This window comes from Marinibacterium profundimaris (assembly GCF_002210095.1).
GTDB lineage: Bacteria > Pseudomonadota > Alphaproteobacteria > Rhodobacterales > Rhodobacteraceae > Marinibacterium > Marinibacterium profundimaris.
The window spans coordinates 524948-542111 of sequence record NZ_AQQR01000003.1 but is presented as its reverse complement, the minus strand read 5'-3'; the positions used below and the strand labels follow the sequence as shown (position 1 = coordinate 542111).

General features: G+C 65.8%; 14 protein-coding genes. 1 reads left to right on the top strand and 13 read right to left on the bottom strand.

Going from position 1 to position 17164, the window contains the following annotated elements:
• The 12 genes from ATO3_RS10560 to ATO3_RS10505 all read right to left on the bottom strand — a co-directional run bounded on the left by ATO3_RS10560 (position 1) and on the right by ATO3_RS10505 (position 14321).
• On the bottom strand, positions 1-1401 hold the full coding sequence (locus ATO3_RS10560) for a selenium-binding protein SBP56-related protein (protein ID WP_088649918.1): 1401 nt from the start codon (positions 1399-1401) through the stop codon (positions 1-3).
• A gap of 295 nt (positions 1402-1696) precedes the next feature.
• On the bottom strand, positions 1697-2869 hold the full coding sequence (bhcC, locus tag ATO3_RS10555; protein ID WP_088649798.1) for a 3-hydroxy-D-aspartate aldolase BhcC: 1173 nt from the start codon (positions 2867-2869) through the stop codon (positions 1697-1699).
• Positions 2870-2974: 105 nt separating this feature from the next.
• Entirely contained in the window at positions 2975-4033 is a 1059-nt protein-coding gene (locus ATO3_RS10550; RefSeq protein WP_088649797.1) for an ABC transporter ATP-binding protein, read from the bottom strand.
• Positions 4034-4076: 43 nt separating this feature from the next.
• Positions 4077-4922: a carbohydrate ABC transporter permease gene (locus ATO3_RS10545; protein ID WP_088649796.1), complete on the bottom strand. Its 846-nt coding sequence runs from the start codon at positions 4920-4922 to the stop codon at positions 4077-4079.
• A 9-nt stretch (positions 4923-4931) separates the two neighbouring features.
• The gene (locus tag ATO3_RS10540) at positions 4932-5882 is read right to left on the bottom strand and encodes a carbohydrate ABC transporter permease (RefSeq protein ID WP_088649795.1); all 951 of its coding nucleotides are present in this window, start codon (positions 5880-5882) and stop codon (positions 4932-4934) included.
• Positions 5883-5955: 73 nt separating this feature from the next.
• On the bottom strand, positions 5956-7221 hold the full coding sequence (locus ATO3_RS10535; protein ID WP_088649794.1) for an ABC transporter substrate-binding protein: 1266 nt from the start codon (positions 7219-7221) through the stop codon (positions 5956-5958).
• A 122-nt stretch (positions 7222-7343) separates the two neighbouring features.
• Complete coding sequence (locus tag ATO3_RS10530) at positions 7344-8465, bottom strand: N-acetylglucosamine-6-phosphate deacetylase (RefSeq protein WP_088649793.1); 1122 nt, start codon at positions 8463-8465, stop codon at positions 7344-7346.
• The gene (locus tag ATO3_RS10525; protein WP_088649792.1) at positions 8465-9211 is read right to left on the bottom strand and encodes a GntR family transcriptional regulator; all 747 of its coding nucleotides are present in this window, start codon (positions 9209-9211) and stop codon (positions 8465-8467) included. Before ATO3_RS10525 ends, ATO3_RS10530 begins: the two co-directional genes overlap by 1 nt.
• Entirely contained in the window at positions 9208-10173 is a 966-nt protein-coding gene (locus ATO3_RS10520) for a BadF/BadG/BcrA/BcrD ATPase family protein (protein WP_088649791.1), read from the bottom strand. The genes ATO3_RS10525 and ATO3_RS10520 overlap by 4 nt, the downstream gene beginning before the upstream one ends.
• Positions 10170-10985 (bottom strand): glucosamine-6-phosphate deaminase, encoded by an 816-nt coding sequence (nagB, locus tag ATO3_RS10515; protein ID WP_088649790.1) that lies wholly within the window; start codon positions 10983-10985, stop codon positions 10170-10172. The genes ATO3_RS10520 and nagB overlap by 4 nt, the downstream gene beginning before the upstream one ends.
• 208 nt (positions 10986-11193) lie before the next feature.
• Positions 11194-12738, bottom strand: coding sequence for an MFS transporter (locus tag ATO3_RS10510; protein ID WP_233152097.1), 1545 nt, complete (start codon positions 12736-12738; stop codon positions 11194-11196).
• Between the two features lie 287 nt (positions 12739-13025).
• Complete coding sequence (locus ATO3_RS10505; RefSeq protein ID WP_088649788.1) at positions 13026-14321, bottom strand: NtaA/DmoA family FMN-dependent monooxygenase; 1296 nt, start codon at positions 14319-14321, stop codon at positions 13026-13028.
• 913 nt (positions 14322-15234) lie between these two features.
• Here ATO3_RS10505 and ATO3_RS29000 point away from each other — a divergent pair.
• Positions 15235-15939, top strand: a complete 705-nt coding sequence (locus ATO3_RS29000; protein WP_198963249.1) for a helix-turn-helix transcriptional regulator — start codon at positions 15235-15237, stop codon at positions 15937-15939.
• Here ATO3_RS29000 and ATO3_RS10495 read toward each other — a convergent pair.
• Positions 15936-17162 carry an amidohydrolase family protein gene (locus tag ATO3_RS10495; protein ID WP_088649787.1) on the bottom strand — a complete coding sequence of 409 codons (1227 nt, stop codon included), beginning with the start codon at positions 17160-17162 and terminating at the stop codon, positions 15936-15938. The genes ATO3_RS29000 and ATO3_RS10495 overlap by 4 nt on opposite strands.
• Positions 17163-17164 lie beyond the last annotated feature (2 nt).

Sequence of the window (17164 nt, the reverse complement as noted above, 5' to 3'; positions counted from 1 at the left end):
TCAGACGGAGGGATAGCAGAAACTGTCGGTAGAGCAGTCGCCGCCCTCGAGCCGGATCTGGTGGCTGCGGTAGCCTTTGGGAAAGGAGACGTAGAAGTCCTTGTCCAGCTCCAGCCCGCCATTTTCTCCGACATTGGCCATGACCATCTGCCCGCCCTCGTCATCGGGATAGAACTGGTCGTCCCACGTGGAATATAGCGAGTTGGTCCAGTAGACCCGTTTGCCGTCGCGGCTGATCTCGACCATCTGCGGCCCGTAGGCGAAGGGCTTGCCGTTCGGATGGGGCGTGTTCCGCGCGATCCCGCCCAGCTCCACCTTGCCGGTCAGCTTCGGGGCCATCGGGTCCGAGACATCGTATTGATGCATCTCGCCAAGCCCCCAGCAGGCGACATAGAGGAACCGGTCATCGAGGCTGAGGTCGATATCCGTGACCAGCGGCGGCACCGCCTCGAAGCCCTGCAGCAGGGGTGGCAGGTTCTCGGGCTTTTCGGGGCGCGGGTCGATGGTCAGGGTCTTCTTCGCCTCGAAGGTGCCATCGTCCTTGCGCCACCAGGTAAAGATCGACCCCTGCAGGTTGGTCGTGTCCACCACAACCCCGCAGAAGCCATAATCCTTCGACGGGTCGTGCGCCGGCCGGATTTCAAGTGCCATCTGGTGGTTCTCGCCCAGATCGATGGTCTGCACGTTGCGGCGTTCGCGCAGCTTCCAAAAATGGATCTTGTGCCCGTATTTGTTCGACAACAGGTCCTCGGCCACGATCCCGTTCTCGAACTGCGGCGGCAGGCCCCATTCCGAACTGACCATGTAGTCGCGCGGCAGGTTCCACCAGAAATCATAGTGCTTGTCCTGCTCGCCACGGTCCATCTCGTAGCGGCCGAGGATGTCGAAGGTCTCGCAATCCATGATGAAGATGCCCGGAGGCCCGTCGGTCCCGTCCGCCCCGCCGCCGCCCAGGGTCGAGACATAGATGCCTTCGGGGCCGCAGTGGATCGTATGGGGACGGGAATAGCCGGTCTTGGCAAAGACCTCCTCGGGTTCGATGATCTTGTGGATCTTTGCCTTCAGCGGGTCTTTCACGTCGATCACGTAGATCCGCGACGACCGGATCCCGGGAATGATCAGGTAGCGCCGCTCGAGGAAAGCGTGGCCCGACAGGGGTGAGAGCGAAGACGAACAGGCGTTCCAGCCGAAATGGTGAAACTCGTCGCCCTTGTTGGGCATGATCACCTGGTGGACGATCTCTCCGTAGCTCTTGGATTTCGGGTCAACGTCGACCACCGCCAGCCCGTCGGGTTGGGACCCGTCGGGGCTGAGCATCAGCGTGAAGGCAAGCGTTTCCGCCGGGGCCTCCATGGCAAGTCTTGGTGTGGCGTGGAATGTGGGATCGGGTCTCAGGTTCATCTTCATCTCCTCCCTGAAGTGCAGACTGCTCGGGCCTGCGTCTTCCTGCCTCGGGAGGATGGTGCCACAGAACCACAGCGCGGCTAAGCGAATTGCGACAGAGGCGTTGTGACGGGGGCGTTGCGATGGCGGTGGTCGGAGTGCCGGAGGTCCAGGGATGTCTCTACAGCAACTGTCCGGTGGCGGCTGCCGGAGCGAGGCGCAATGAGCCGCAGGTCCGGGCACCCGGCCGGCTGGGTTCCCCCCGGTCCCGAGCGCATTGCGATGGAAAGACGGGGCTGCCGAACCTTTTCGGTCAGTACCCCTTGCCGCGCGCGCTGACCGGCCAGAGGGTTTCGACCTTGCCGTCCCGAACCCCCACATACCAGTCGTGCAGGTTGCAGGTTGGATCGCAATGGCCCGGGATCAGCCTGAGCCTTTCGTTGATCTTCAGAACGCCGCCGGGGTCGGTCAGCACGCCGTGTTCGTCCGAGCAATGGATGTAGGTGACATCCGTCCGCCCGTGAACCACCGGCAGTCCGCTGTCGACCGCCTGCGCCTTCAGCCCCGCGTCACAGACCGCCCGGTCGGGCTTGGCGTGGCTCATGATGCTGGTGAGGATAAAAAGCGCGTTGTCCCATTCGCCCTGGTCGAACCGCCCGCCGGTGTCGTCGAGGATCCGCCCGTAATCGGCATCCATGAAGGCATAAGACCCGCATTGCAGCTCTGTATAGACGCCCGAGGCGGCCTCGAACCGGTAGCTGCCGGTGCCGCCGCCGGTGACGGTCTCTGGGGCGAGCCCGGCCTCCGTCAGCGCGGCGATGGTCCGCCTCACCTGGGCGAGGACGATGTCGAAGGCGGCCTGCCGCTCGGCCGGGGTGGGCAGGTGCTGCATCTCGCCCTGGTAGGCCTGGATCCCCTCGTAGCGCAGGCCGGGCGTTGCGGCGATGGCGCGGGCGATCTCTACCGCCTCGGCGGGGGTCTCCACGCCGCAGCGGCGGGCGCCGCAGTCGATTTCGACCAGCGCGCCCAGCGTCGTGCCATGGCGGGTGGCGGCCTCTGAGAGGTCGGCGACATTGGACAGCGCGTCAATGCAGACGCTGACATCGGCGCCCAGCTTTGGCATGCGCGCCAGGCGGTCGATCTTGGCCGGGTCGCGCACCTGGTTGGACACGAGGATGTCGGTGATGCCGCCGCGGGCGAAGACCTCGGCCTCGCTGACCTTCTGGCAGCAGACGCCGTCGACGCCGCCCAGCCGCTGCTGCAGCTTCAGCACGTCGACGGATTTGTGCATCTTGCCATGGGCCCGGTGCCGCATCCCGTGGGCGAGTTTGAAGTCGCCCATCTTGCGGATGTTGCGCTCCAGCGCATCGAGGTCGAGCACGAGGCAGGGCGTCTGCACCTGAGAGATATCCATGCCGGGCAGGGCCGGCAGGTCGAAGCCGACCTCGAGCCCGGCGAAGGGGGCGGGGATGTCATCTGCGGTCATGTCGTCGTCCTTGGGGTCGGGGCACGGGCCGGGTGCCGCCGGTCATGATGACATCGCGTGGCCGCCAGGAGAAGGGGCGCAAGGCGGACCGGGCCGGGGTGTGGCCTAGATCCGCAGACCCTCGGGATCGAAAAGGTGCACCTCCTCCGGCTGCACCGTGACCGTCACGTGATCGCCAAGCGAGAACGGATGATCCGGGCGCTGCTCGACCACCATGGTGGCGTCATCCGGGAGCGTGAGGCGCAGGTAGCAGACGTTGCCGAGGTAATCGATATCGACGACCTCCGACGTGTCCGCGCCGGCGCCCGGCGCGGGGTGCAGATCCAGCCCGTTGGCGCGCAGGCCGACGGTGACGGGACCGGAAAGCGCCGTGCCTTCGGGCAGCGGCAGGGGCGGAAGGCCCGGCGCCCGGATCACGCCGCTGTTGGCCTGGCCCTGGAACATGTTCATCCGGGGCGAGCCGATGAAGCCGGCGACGAAGGTGTTGGCAGGCGTCTTGTAAAGCTCGCGCGGCGTGCCGATCTGCTGGACCACGCCATCGTGCATGACGACGATCCGGTCGGCCAGCGTCATCGCCTCGACCTGGTCGTGGGTCACATACAGCATCGTGGCGCCAAGACGGCGGTGCAAGTCGGCGATCTCCATCCGGACCTGGTCGCGCAACGCGGCGTCAAGGTTCGACAGCGGCTCGTCGAACAGGAACACCTGCGGATGGCGCGAGATCGCGCGGCCGATGGCGACCCGCTGGCGCTGCCCGCCCGACAGCTGGCCGGGCTTGCGCTTCAGATAGGGTTCCAGCGCCAGGATCCGCGTGGCCTCGGCGATGCGCTCCTTGATGACATCCTTCGGCGTGCGGGCCTGTTTCAGGCCAAGGCTCATGTTCCCTTCGACCGTCAGGTGCGGGTAAAGCGCGTAGGACTGGAACACCATGGCGATGGCGCGTTTCGCGGGCGGCGCCAGCGAGACATCCGTGCCGCCGATGATCACCTGGCCCTCGGACTGGTCCTCCAGCCCGGCGGCGATGCGCAGCAGGGTGGACTTGCCGCAGCCCGAGGGGCCGACGATCACCACGAATTCCCCGTCCTCGATCTGAAAGTCGATGTGGCGCAGCACTTCGGTCTTGTCGAAGCGCTTGGTGATGTTGCGGAAGGCGAGTTCGCCCATCAGAGGTCTCCGTCATGGATGGGGTGGTGGGACGACCGGGTCATCATTTCACGGCCCCCGAGGTGATGCCGCGAATGATCTGGCGCGAGAACAGCATGTAGAGCACCAGCATCGGGATGATCGCCAGCGACAGGGCGGCGAGAACCGCGCTCCAGTTGGTGACGAACTGGCCGATGAAGAACTGCGCGCCCAGCGTGACGGTCCGCGTCTCTTCCGAGGGGGCGAGGACCAGCGGAAACCACAGGTCGTTCCAGATCGGGATCATGGTGAAGACGGCGATGGTGGCGATGGCGGGGCGCATCACCGGCATGACCAGCCGGAACAGGATCCGGTATTCCGACAGCCCGTCGATCCGCGCCGCATTCTTCAGGTCGTCCGACACCTGGCGCATCAGTTCGGACATCACGAAGATCGCCAGCGGCAGGTGCTGCGCTGTATAGACCAGGATCAGCGCGGTCAGCGTGTTCGAGATCCCGGCAGCGGCCATCATGTTCAGGATGCCCACCGTGCCCAGCCGGATCGGCACCATCAGGCCGAGGATCATGTACAGCGTCAGGATCTCGCGCCCGCGATAGCGGTACTCGGACAGGGCGAAGGCGGCCATGGCGCCGAAAACAACGGTCAGCAGAAGCGAGACGATGGTGACGATCAGGCTGTTCTGGAAGTAAAGCGGGAAGTTCCCGATGGTGAACACCGTCTCGTAGCCTTCAAGCGAGAAGGTCTCGCCCCGGGGAAACTCCAGTGGGGCACCGAAGATGCCGCGGCGCGACTTGAAGGAGTTCATGATGATCAGCAGGATCGGGGCCACGCAGATCAGCGTGTAGACGATCAGCACAAGATGCAGCGCACTCGAGCGCAGCGGGTTCTGGCGGGCGGAGGTCCGGAACATGCGCAGCCCTTACATCTGGTAGTAGGTCAGGCGGCGCTGGATCCCGAAGAGATACAGCAGAACGCCGATGACGATGATGCCGAACATGGCCGTCGCGATGGTGGCCCCCATGTAGGGATCGCCCAGCTGCGAGGTCGAGCCGAAGAAGGTCCGGAACAGGAAGGTGCCCAGCAGGTCGGTCGAGCCATCCGGCGCCGCAAAGGGCCCCTGGGTGACGTAGACCAGGTCGAAGGCGTTGAAATTGCCCACGAAGGTCAGGATCGAGATGATCCCGATCGACGGCCAGAGCAGCGGCAGCTTGATCTTGAAGAACTGCGCGACCCCGGTGATCCCGTCGCATTCGGCGGCTTCGATCAGCTCGTCCGGGATCGACAGGAGGGCGGCATAGATCAGCATCATCGGGATGCCGATGAACTGCCAGACCGAGATCAGCGACAGGGTGATGAGCGCGGTGTCGGTCTGTCCCAGCCAGGGCTGGTAGAGGAAGCCCAGCCCGATGCGGTCCAGAAGATCCGGCGCGATGCCCCAGGTGGGCGACAGGATCAGCCGCCAGACGAAGCCCACGATGACATAGGAGAGTACGGCGGGAATGAAGAAGATGGTGCGGTAGACCGTCTTGCCGCGCAGGGCCGGCAAGGACAGGATCGCGGCCAGCGCGATCCCGATCGGGTTCTGCACCAGCATGTGGATCGCGAAGAATTCGAAGTTGTTGACCAGCGCGTTCCAGAACTGGCCCCACCACAGGTCGCTGCCGAACAGCGCGCGGTAGTTCTGCAGGCCCACGAAGATCCGTTCGCCCGGCGCGCCCTCGTCGAAGAAGGACAGGCGGAGGCTGTCGACCAGAGGCCAGATCATGACCAGCGTGTAGACGATGGCCGCCGGGGCCAGCAGCAGGGGAATATGCCAGCGCCGCGGGCGTTTCCCGGTGGCCACTGGCGCGGTGTGATCGGTGGTCGCCATCTTGCATCCAAATCTTCTGCGAAACCGGCCCCGCCGGGGGGCGGCGCCGGTTGGTGTCAGGGATCCGTCCGGATCAGTTCTGCTGCGGCTCGTACCAGTCGGCCAGCGCCGACTGCATGCGCTCTGCCGCGCCTTCCGGGGTTTCCGAGCCGGCGATGACGGCGGCCGAGACGACCTTGTTCAGTTCTTCCAGGCTTTGATCGCCCCGCGACAGGATCTGGTAGAAGGGGCGGATCGTGGTCTCGCATTCGCTGCGCATGGCCAGGAAGTCCTGCGCCAGCGGGTTGTCGACGGTCACCTCGGCATCGGCCAGCGGGAAGAAGCCCGGCAGGTTCGTGGCGTAGAGCTGCGCGAATTCATCCGAGGCGACCCAGTTGAGGAAGGTCTTCACCGCCTCGGGATGCTCGGTCGCCGCGTTCATGCCAAGCGCGATGTCCGGGTGGTCGGTGACATAGCAGGGCTCGTCCGCACTCAGGCGAGGGGGCGGGAAGGCGCCCATTTCAAAGAAGGCGCCCTGGCCTTCGAACGGCGCGGTCTCCCAGGAGCCGCCGGGGAACATGGCGGCGCGGCCCAGGGTGAACATGTTCTGGCTGTCGGCATAGGACTGGGCCGAGTAACCGGGCCCAAGGTAATCGGCCCAGCGGGCCAGCACGCGGTACGGGTCGACCCAGGCGTCATCGGTCAGCGCCTCGGTGCCCTCGATCACGGCCAGGCGTCCCTCTTCACCCTTGTAATAGGTCGGGCCGATATTCTGGTAGCCCATCGAGGCAGTGCCCCATTCATCGGCCACGCCGATGGTCATCGGGATGTAGCTGCCATCTTCCTTGATCGCGTCGGCCACCGCCCAGAATTCGTCGATCGTGGTCGGCGTTTCCAGGCCAAGCTCGGCGAAGGCGTCCTTGTTGTAGATGAAGCCGTGCAGAACCGAAGCCATCGGCACGCAGAAGGTCGAGCCGCCGTCATCGGTGGACCAGGCGACCTTGGCGAGGTCGGAGAAGTTCTCCATCCCCTCGAGGTCGGTCAGGTCGGCCAGCTGGCCGCGCTGGAACATCGACAGCGACAGGTCGAAGGGCCGGCAGGTGATGATGTCACCGGCTGTGCCGCTGTCGAGCTTGGCGTTGAGCGAGGCGTTGTACTGCGTCGAGACGGTCGGCGCGAAGGTGACATTGATGTCGGGATGCGCGTCGTTGAAGGCCGGCAGGATCTCGTTGCGCCAGATCAGCAGGTCGTCGTTGCGCCAGCTCTCGATGGTCAGTTCGGCCACGTCCTGGGCCAGGGCCGGTCCGGCCGCGGCAAGGAGCGCCATGACGGAGATGGCGGGGAGACGGTGGTGTTTCATCGGATTCGGTTCCCTGATGGAATTTCTTGTATGCCGATCTCAGCCCAGATAGCGCCAATTATCAACCGATAAGGTTCCAAAAGGTGACCAATTTAGGGCCGGGCCACCCGGTGCACGGAAAATCACAGGATCGGGCGGCCCCTGACGAAGACCTGCGTGAGCGTGTGGGCGGCATCGAGCACGACAAGCGAGGCGGTCTGGCCGGGCATGATGCGGCCGAGATCGGAGAAGCCCAGGTAATCCGCCGTCCGGGTCGAGGTCATGGCCGAGACAAGCTCGATCGGCAGGCCCAGCCACAGAAGGGACTGGAACACCTTGATCATGGTCGCGGCACTGCCGGCGCGGGTCTCGGGGTGGTCCTTAAGGTGGATGTCCAGCCCGTTCTTGACCACGGTGCGCCGGCCGCCGCGGGTCGTGATCTCTCCGTCCGGCAGCCCGGCCACGCCCACGGCATCTGTGATGGCATAGATCTGCGGGATCGCGCGGACCGCCGCCAGCAGCGTGGCGGGCTTCACGTGGCGCAGGTCGCCGACGATCTCGGCATGGGTGGCATGGGCCAGCGCCCAGGAGGCAACGCCGGGGGCCTTGTGATCGACTGGCGACATGGCATTGAAGAGATGGGTGAACCCGGTGTAGCCGTTGGCGAAGGCGGCGTCGATCGTGTCCAGATCTGCCTCGGAATGGCCGATCTGGACGCGGGTGCCACCGGCGGCCAGCAGCTTCGCGACATCCATGCCGCCGGGGATTTCGGGCGCGACCGTAGCGACGCGCAGCGGCACCATCGCGGCCCATTTCGCGGCCAGTTCGACGTCGCCGTCCATCGGCGGATCCTGTGCGCCAAGCCGGCGCGGATTGATGAAGGGCCCTTCGAGATGGGCGCCGCGGATCTCGGCCTCGCCCGGCTGGGGGGCGGCCATGGCACCGGCGATGTTGTCCAGCGTGCCCTCGATCACCGGCGCGGTCGAGGTAGAGGTGGTGGGCAGGATCGCGACCGTGCCGTTCTCGCCATGGAAGCGCACCATGGTGCGCACGGCATCGACGCTTTCGAGACAATCCTTGCCGCCGCCGCCATGAACATGCGGATCGATGAAACCGGGCAGCACGAACGGCGCCTTTGGCGTCTCGCCCGTCGCCAGCTTCCGGCCCTCCAGCGCCCTGATCCGCGTGCCGTCAAAGAGGACACGGCCGTCGACCCAGCCATTGGGCGTGAGAATATGGCCCTCGGCGGCCTGTGCGTCGGTCATCAGATGTCCAGTTCGGTTGAGATGTAGAAGCGGTCGCCCTTGAAATAGGACCGGGTGAATTCGACCGCCCTGTCGTCCGAGGCGAAGCCCAGGCGGTGCAGCACCATCAGGGCCGAATCGACGGGCACTTCCAGATGGCGGGCCATCTCGGGCGTGGCCAGCGTGGCGCCGTAGCGTTGCACGACCTTCACCGGGCGCATACCGTTGGCCTCCATCGCGGCATAAAGCGATCCGGACGGGTCGAAATCCGCGCCGACCGTGGACAGCGGAACAACCGCGTGCTCCAGGCAGAGGATCGATTCCTCGGTCGCGCGCAGCCGTTCCAGCCGCATCACGCGCGAACCGGGCGCGAGCCCGAGGTTGAAGCTTTCGTCGGGATGAATCGCACCGACCTGTTTCGAGAGCACGCGGTTCACCGGCGTCATGCCCCGGCTCTGCATGTCCTGTGTAAACCCCGTGAGCGGCGCCTTGGGCGACAGGACGCGCGGGGTGATGAAGGTGCCCGATCCCAGGCGCCGGTCGACCACGCCGCTGTCTTCCAGCAGCGCCAGCGCCCGGCGCAGGGTGGTGCGCGAGACGGTCAGCTGTTCGCAAAGCTTGCGTTCCGAGGGCAGCGCGTCGCCGGGCATCAGGTGGCCTTCGCGCACCGCGCTTTCGATCGCGCGGGCCAGCTGGGCGCTGCGCAGGCCGGACGACGCGGTTTCCATCCGGGACGTCAGAAAGGCGATCAGCGTGTCGGTGGTCATGGCTTGCCTGCCTCCGGTCTGTCCTGGACCAGGGATGGGTCCGGGTATCCGACGGCGGCCGTGATCTCGCGCGGGGCCAGGCCCATGGCGATCAGGCGGCAGCCTTCGACCGCATCGGCCTGGGAGGTCTGAAACCCGCGCCCGATCCGCTCCGCAAGCCCGTCGCGCAGCGCCTCGGCCAGCCCGCCCTGGAAGTAGAGCGGCGCGTCCTTGGGCAGGTCCAGCAGGCCGACCAGTTCCGCCAACTGGCCGGTGGCATCGTTCAGGATCTGCCGGGCCCTGGGGCAGCCCGCCTCCGCCGCCTCCAGCGCCAGTGGAGCGAGCCCGGCGACATGGACCGGCCGCAGGCTGGAGGCCATGTCCTGGTAGCCCTGGAAGCCGCCAAGCCGGTCGAGCAGCACGCGCGACAGCAGGGTTTCGGGGGCCAGCCCCTCGAGCGTGCGGACGCCGTGGCGCAGCACCTTGCGGCCGATCCAGAAGCCGGAGCCCCGGTCGCCGCCGGCCCAGCCGAAGCCGTCGCGCCGGATCGAGCGGCCGTCTTCCAGCAGCCGGTGGGCCACCGCGCCGGTGCCGGCGATCAGCAGCCCGCCGGGCCGTCCGCCGCCGGCGCCGATCAGGGCGGCATATCCGTCGGTCACGATCTCGCAGCTGGCGAAGGCGGGCAGCGCAGCCTCGAAGGCGGCCCGGCTTTTCGGGGGCAGGGTGCCGGCGGCGCCGATGACGCTGCGCACCGCTCCGAGCTGGGCGGGGTCATGCGCGATGGACGCCGCGCAGTGCTGCCAGGCCTCCGCGACACTGGCCGCGGATTCCAGCGGATCCGTGGAGACGTTGCAGGATCCGGCCCGGGCCTCGGCCAGCCGGTCGCCGGAAGCGCTGTAAAGCCGTGCCCGGGTCGAGGTGCCGCCGCCGTCGACGCAGAGGATCAGCTCTGCCTCGAATGTCCCGCCGGCACCCCCGGTCATGCCTGCGGCTCCAGCCCGGGGATGCGCATGGCGGGCATCTGCCCGTCCTCTCCGTCGGGGTGGACGGTGTCGTAATAGTCGCGCAGCTCCAGCGCCTGGGCGGCGTCTTCGTCCAGCACCACCGTCGCGTGGCGGTGCAGCTGCAGCGCCGAGGCCGGGCAGCGGGCGCTGACCGGACCTTCGATCATGGCGGCCACGGCCTGTGCCTTGGCTGCGCCGGTGGCCAGCAGCAGCGCATGGCGGCTGTCTAGGATCGTGGCGATGCCCATGGTGATGGCCGTCGTCGGCACCACCTCGTCGGGTCCGAAGAAGCGCGCGTTGTCGTCCCGGGTGCGCCGGTGCAGGGTCTTGACCCGGGTGCGGGACGACAGCGATGAGCTGGGCTCGTTGAAGCCGATATGCCCGTTGGCGCCGATCCCCAGAAGCTGCAGGTCGATGCCGCCGGCCTCGGCGATGCGCGCCTCGTAGGCCTCGGCCTCGGCCGCCGGATCCGGCGCATCGCCGCGGGGCAGGCGCCAGGTACGGTCGGGCAGGTTCAGCGCATCGAAGAAATGCGTGCGCATGTAATGTTCGTAGCTGCGGGGATGGTCCGGGGGGACGCCGACGTATTCGTCAAGGTTGAACATCGTCGCCCGGTCGAACGCGACCTGTCCATCGCGCGCCGCCGCGATCAGCGCGGCATAGACCGGGTCCATTGTGCCCCCGGTCGCAAGCCCCAGAACCGAGGCTGGCCGCGCCTGCAGCTGCTGCACGATTTCCCCAGCCGCACGGACAACCGCCCGCTCGCGAGAGCGAAAGATGAGAACCTTCACATGTGCCTTTCCGCGCCACTCTGCCCGGCGCCATCCCGTCGTTGATGAAGCGCAGCATTGCAAAAAGGACCGCCCCGTTCAACCGGTATCTTTTTGGTACTATTTGTGTCTGACACGCATCGCCTGTGCCCTGCCGGAGGGCCGCGGGACGTGCGATATGCCATTGACCCTGTTGCGCGACTTGCCGGAGGACTCGAAGGAGCGCGGATCACTCGGTGGTGCGGAAGCGGGAGTTCTGTATGAAGAGGATCGTCAGCAGGGGGGCCACGACGCCGATGACCGCGGTGGTGATCAGCAGCCAGCCAAGCTGCGAGTAATCCGCGGTCGACACCTGCTCTCCGGTCGCGGGATCGACGGCTTCGCGCGTCACGAGGAAAAGCTGGTTGAGGTATTTCGTCCCCAGGCTGCTGGCGGAGAGCGCCATGTTGGTGAAGGATGCCATCACCGCGAAGAAGGTCGCCTTCAGGTGGTCGGGCGCGTTGCGCGCAATCCAGGCCAGCATGGGGACCATTGCGATCTGGCCCAGCGGGGATTCGATTGCCGTGTCCAGGATCGCGATAAAGCGCGCGTCCACGATGCCGCCGGTATGGGCCGCCGTCCAGTCCTGCACCCCGTAATACAGCGCCAGGTTCGGCAGCGACAGGAACCCCGAGGCCACCGTCAGCAACGCGACGATACGGGCGATGGACCGGCTGGCCATCAGCGGGCGCAGCACGATCAGCCCGACCAGCGCCAGCCCCGAGGTGATCAGCGACAGGATCGCGAGGAAGCGTTCGTCGAAGCCGAGCTCGTCGATCTCGAACCAGGTCAGCCCGGGACCGGGCAGGGGCACGGCGCGGAAGACGAAGATGACCGTCGCGGTGCCGACCAGAACGCGCGCGGCGTCGGGCTCCAGCTCTTTCAGGAGGCGCGATACCAGATAGAGGATCACGGTGAAGGAGGCGAGGAACACCAGCTCCTGCGCCAATGCGAGGCCCGATGTGCCGAGCCCGATGCTGAGGATCACGAAGGCGATGCCGCCGCCGAGGATCTGCCAGTTCACCTCCGTCTCTTCCTTGTCGCGCTGCACGGGCTGGCCCCGCCGGGCGCGGGCGCGCAGCAGGATCCCGTGCAGCACCGTGCCGCTGACCGAGATCACCGGGATTGCCAGTGCGATAAGGTAGATCCGCCCATAAAGCGCCAGCCGGGCCTCGCGGGCCATGTCTTCGGTGTCGTTGAAGACGAAGATGTTCACGGCGGCGACGAAGGCCAGGCCCGATATGATGGCGAAGCGGCCCAGCGTCTGCATCGTCGTGTGATGCGATTTTGCCTCGTCTGGGGTGAAGCGTCGCCCGTCCGTGTCGGCCTGTGGCACCGCCTCGACGGTCATCGCATCGGCCACCACGTCCTGGATGGCGTAGCCCGTCGGCGCCAGCAGCAACGCGATCACGTACCAGGTCTCTAGCGAAAGCATCTCCCGCATCTCGGCCGGGCGCGAAACGACGCCGTACATGATCAGAAGCGAGCCTGTGATGAGCCCCGCGCCGAACAGGATCAGCACCGCTTTCCAGCGCCAGAACAGATCGACGATATGGCCCATGGGCATCTTCATGATCCACGGCAACCCGGCCCAGAACGACAGGCTCGCCACGAAGGCCGCCGAGAGGTCGAGGTAATCCTTCAGGAAGAACGCGCCCACGACCGAGGTCAGTCCAGAGACGCCGGCGGCGAAATAGACCATCAGCGGAGGCAGGTAGGACCATTTCAGCTGCATCGGTATCTCCATGCTGTGGTCGGGCGCATGAAGACGACCCTATGCCGCCGGGCGGCCTCGGGCCAGATCGCTTGGCGGGGTTGGGGGCGACGGTGCTGTCGACCGTCCCGGTTGAGGAGGGTGCGCGGCCAGCCTCTTGTTGCGACACCGTCAGCCTCGCCCCAGCGCTGCCGGACAGCCGTGTCGAACCAGATGAGTCTATCCGCTGACCTCGATGCCGTCGCGATCGGGTTCGGCGCCGCTTGTGGGGCACCCCCGGCTGCAAGTGCCGGCTGTGCGGCCGGGCCTCAGAACTCCAGCAGGTTCTCGCGGAACTGGGCGTTGCTGAAGCCGGTCCGGACCAAGCCGCGTTTCTGCAACGCCGGGACAAGCCCATCTGTGATCTCGGCGATGTAACGCCGGTTCAGGTTGCCGGCGATCAGGAAACCGTCGCCGCCCACCTCTTCCATCATCTCCTGCATCTTGCCGGCCACGGTGTCGGGCGTGCCCGCCACGTCGTCGACCGCGAAGTGGAAGGAGTTGGCGATCTCGCGCAGCGTTCGGCCCATGGACATGAACCGCTTGAAGGTGCCCTGCTGGCCGTTGGTCGACATCTCGGAGAGCGGCTCGTCCAGGTCGAAGACCGAGAAATCGATGTCGAAGAGCGAGCCCATCGCGGCCAGGATCTCGGCCGGATCCTTGGCGGCACGGCGAGCCTCCAGGATCTCCTGCGCCTGCGTGTCGCTTTCGGCGACGATCGGCACGAACTGGAAAACGATCTTGGTCTTGTCCGGGTCACGGCCGTTTGCGGCGACGCGGGCGCGGATGTCGTCGCGGAAGGATTTCATTTCCTCCACGGTCGAAACGGCGGCCATGACCACGTCCATGTGCCTTGAGGCAAAGGCCCGGCCCTGGGGCGAACCGCCGGCCTGCACCAGCACCGGGTGCCCCTGCGGCGGCCGCGCGGTGTTGAGCGGACCGCGGGAGGAGAAGAACTTGCCTTCGAATTCGATCGGCCTGACCTTGCAGGGATCGACAAAGGTCTGGCCCGCGGCATCGGCGACGATCGCGTCCTCTTCCCAGCTGTCCCAAAGCTGCTTGACGACCTCGACGAATTCGTCGGCCATCTCGTAGCGGGTGTGGTGTTCGATGTGGTCGTTCAGCCCGAAATTCTGCGCCGCCCGGTTGGCCGTCGATGTCACGAAATTGCAGCCCACGCGGCCGTCCGACATCAGGTCCAGCGTGGCCATCAGACGGGCGAGAAGGTAGGGCGGGTAGAAGGACGTGGAGATCGTGGGAACTATGCCCACGTGTTTGCTGGCCTGCAGCATCAGCGGCACCAACGGCAATGGATCGTTCTTTGGCGCGCGGCTGGCGCGCTTGAGATAGAAGTCCATTGAACTTCCATAATTGTCGGGGACAAAGCTCGAATCTTCCAGCAATACGAAGTCGAAGCACGCCCGGTCGATGGCCCGGGCGAGGTCCATGTGCAGCGCCGGATCCGACCAGTTCCGGGCCGTTCCTCCGCCCCATTGGTCAAGCCAGCCATGGACGCCGTAGCTGTTGCCGAGAAACCAGCCAAGGTGAAACTGAGGGCATGTCATGTCGTCTTTTTACTCCTGAATATTTCGGATCACCGGACCGGCTGGGACCGGACTGGATTCATGAGATTTCGAATTGATGAGGTTGGGGAGATAGAGGAAATGGGGTCGGATATCGTGGAATCCGGATTCAAGAGCGCATTTCCGGACAGGCCCGGCTTGAAGCCTTTCGGTGTTTCCGTACCGATATTGCAATGGGGTCCTTCTGGACCGGCAGACCCTCGGCAGGAACCGGCGCGTATGGGTATCCATCGTCCAGTGGTCCTGGCCCGAACGCGCGAGATTCCAGGTGCACGGTACGCCGTTTTCACAGTACTTTTTAGGCTGGGTGGGGTCATGCGGCTTGGGTCGGCGGGACGGCCCGGCGGCCGCGGGAAAGCGCCGGACGTGGATCTTTGCGCACTGCCTGTTTCCTGTTTCGGTTTGGATATGTCGATAATGTGGTGTCCCGATTTGATTTCCGTGGAAATTCCCGGCGCCAAGCGAATAGCTTTCGTTCCGTCCCTGTCTGCGACTTGCACGGGAGGAAACGAATTGCCGCGTCATGTTGATCAAGATGTCGCGTGACCGGGTCTTTGAGCGCAATCCATCTTTTGGGGGACAGGGCGGGGAGGAAAGGAGAAAGCAGCCCTCATGTCATTGTCTGCTGCAATTCATGCCCAAACATCGGACACTCTTCGGAATGGTCCGGCGCCGGTCCAGCGCTGTGCGTCCCGTCACCCGACAATCCCGAACTGGCCCTGTTGCTATCGCGGACAACGGCGCAGCCTTGTGCTTCAATCATTGGCGTTCGGTATCATTGTGATCGACGGCAAGTTGGATTTCCTTGAGATTTTGACGTTTCAAGGCATCTGCTGAGCGTCATGGGCGCCGGGATGCGCCTGTTGCTTCTCTCAGCGGAAAGAACACGCGCCAGATGACAGATATGACAGCTCATGACAGTGCGACCGACAGGCTGACCGGTGTGCTTGACCTGATGCGCCAGTCGCTGAAGGCCTCGGCCGCGGTCATCTACTGGATCGACAGGCCGCTCGGGACGCCCATCGCACATCGCGGATTTCGCGGTGACTTCTTCCCCGGATACGATGCCGAGCACGGTTGGGAGGATCCGATCGGGGTCGACCGCGTGGTCAAGCGCGGCTCGCGCATTGCCTATCTCAAGCAGACGGTGAACCACGTGGCCTCGCGCTACACCAGGTTCATGGAGGACGCCGGGTTCTCGGATGCAATGACCATGGTGCTCAGCGACGCCGACGCGCCGATGATCGGGATTGGGGTGATGAAGGCGCATGACGATCCGCCGGTAGACCCGGAAACCACCCATGTGGCCGATGCGATCCAGACCTACCTGGAGCGTGACCTGATCTACAATCCGGCGATCCGGCGCCGCTACGTCGACCGCAAATTGTCACACCGCTTTGGCCTGTCGCCGCGCGAACGCGAGGTGGTGACGCTGATCGCGGACGGCGCGGCGAACCATGACATCGCCGTGGCCCTAGGCATTGCGCCGGCCACGGTGAAGACGCACCTGATGCGGTCCTTCGACAAGCTGGGCGTCGGCAGCCGGTCCGCCGCGATGCGGATGCTGCTGGAACCCAATCCCGACGTGCTGCGCGGCTAGCCCTTCAACAGCCGCGCGCGGGGGCGTTCAAAGGTCTGCCGGCCGGATTTCCAGCCCGCAATCACCGGGGCGATCTCGCGCACGGCTGAAGCCCGGTCGGGCGCGTCGATCAGCACGATGTCGGCAGCGCCACCGGTAGAGAGGCCGAAGTCGTCGATCCCCATCAGCCGGGCGGCGTCGGAGCTGACCATGGCGAAGGCGGCGGCGAGATCCTCGTCCCGGGCCAGCTGGGCGACATTGGCGAAGAGGTTCGCCATCCGCCCGAGCGAGGCATCACCGAAAGGGGTGAACGGGTTCAGCACGTTGTTGGTGGCCACCGTCGTCGTCACGCCCTGGGCCCGCAGCAGGTTGGCGGGGGCCACGCCGCGCGGCACGAGGTGATCGGCTGCACGGCCCATCAGGAACAGGTCGGTCGCCGGCAGCACCGTCAGCGCCACGCCCGCCTCGGCCAGCCTGCGCCCGATGGCGGCGGCCTCGGCCGGGGGCAGGGCCGAGAGCTTCGAGACATGGCCGATGGAGACGCGAGCGCCATAGCCGCGGGCATCGGTCTCGCGCAGGACGGCGGGGATGGCCGAGCCGCTGGGGTCGAGATCGAAATCCAGGTGGAAATCGACCCGCACCCCGTGCCTTTCGGCCAGGTCGAATATCAGCGCCACGTGCCGCTCCGGATCCGGATCGGCATAGGGGCAACCCCCGACAAGGTCCGCGCCATCGGCCAGCGCCCGGTCGAGCATGTCGTAGGTCTGCATCTCCTGCGTCAGCCCTTCCTGGGCGAAGGCGCAGATCTCCAGGTCGATGGCATAGGCGTAATCCGCCTTCAGCGCGGTCAGCGCCTCGAAGCAGCGGGTGCCGGCACGGGGATCGACCTCGGCAAAGGTGCGCATCCGGTTGGTGCCGTGCAGGATCGCCTTTTCCAGTACACGCTGCCCCCGGGCATAAATGTCCTCCACGGTGAACCCGGCCTTGGCCGCGGCAGTGGCCGAGATCGCCTCTTGCAGTGTGCCTTCGCAGATCGTGCAGCGGTCGAGGATGCAGGCCTTGTCCAGGTGGACATGGCTGTCGACGAAGCCGGGGAAGGCGAGCGCGCCTCCGGCGTCGAAACGCGGTGCCTCGGCCATGATCTCCGGTTCGATCGCTGCGATGCGCCCGCCGCTGATGCCGATGTCGATGCGGCCCGCCTGACCTTCGAGCCGCGCGTTCGTGATGATCCTGTCGAGTGACATGG

Excerpts from the sequence above, each read along its gene's own strand:
- ATO3_RS10560 (WP_088649918.1), bottom strand. The coding sequence starts at position 1,401 with ATGAACCTGAGACCCGATCCCACATTCCACGCCACACCAAGACTTGCC.
- bhcC (WP_088649798.1), bottom strand. The coding sequence starts at position 2,869 with ATGACCGCAGATGACATCCCCGCCCCCTTCGCCGGGCTCGAGGTCGGC.
- ATO3_RS10550 (WP_088649797.1), bottom strand. The coding sequence starts at position 4,033 with ATGGGCGAACTCGCCTTCCGCAACATCACCAAGCGCTTCGACAAGACC.
- ATO3_RS10545 (WP_088649796.1), bottom strand. The coding sequence starts at position 4,922 with ATGTTCCGGACCTCCGCCCGCCAGAACCCGCTGCGCTCGAGTGCGCTG.
- ATO3_RS10540 (WP_088649795.1), bottom strand. The coding sequence starts at position 5,882 with ATGGCGACCACCGATCACACCGCGCCAGTGGCCACCGGGAAACGCCCG.
- ATO3_RS10535 (WP_088649794.1), bottom strand. The coding sequence starts at position 7,221 with ATGAAACACCACCGTCTCCCCGCCATCTCCGTCATGGCGCTCCTTGCC.
- ATO3_RS10530 (WP_088649793.1), bottom strand. The coding sequence starts at position 8,465 with ATGACCGACGCACAGGCCGCCGAGGGCCATATTCTCACGCCCAATGGC.
- ATO3_RS10525 (WP_088649792.1), bottom strand. The coding sequence starts at position 9,211 with ATGACCACCGACACGCTGATCGCCTTTCTGACGTCCCGGATGGAAACC.
- ATO3_RS10520 (WP_088649791.1), bottom strand. The coding sequence starts at position 10,173 with ATGACCGGGGGTGCCGGCGGGACATTCGAGGCAGAGCTGATCCTCTGC.
- ATO3_RS10510 (WP_233152097.1), bottom strand. The coding sequence starts at position 12,738 with ATGCAGCTGAAATGGTCCTACCTGCCTCCGCTGATGGTCTATTTCGCC.
- ATO3_RS10505 (WP_088649788.1), bottom strand. The coding sequence starts at position 14,321 with ATGACATGCCCTCAGTTTCACCTTGGCTGGTTTCTCGGCAACAGCTAC.
- ATO3_RS29000 (WP_198963249.1), top strand. The coding sequence starts at position 15,235 with ATGACAGATATGACAGCTCATGACAGTGCGACCGACAGGCTGACCGGT.
- ATO3_RS10495 (WP_088649787.1), bottom strand. The coding sequence starts at position 17,162 with ATGTCACTCGACAGGATCATCACGAACGCGCGGCTCGAAGGTCAGGCG.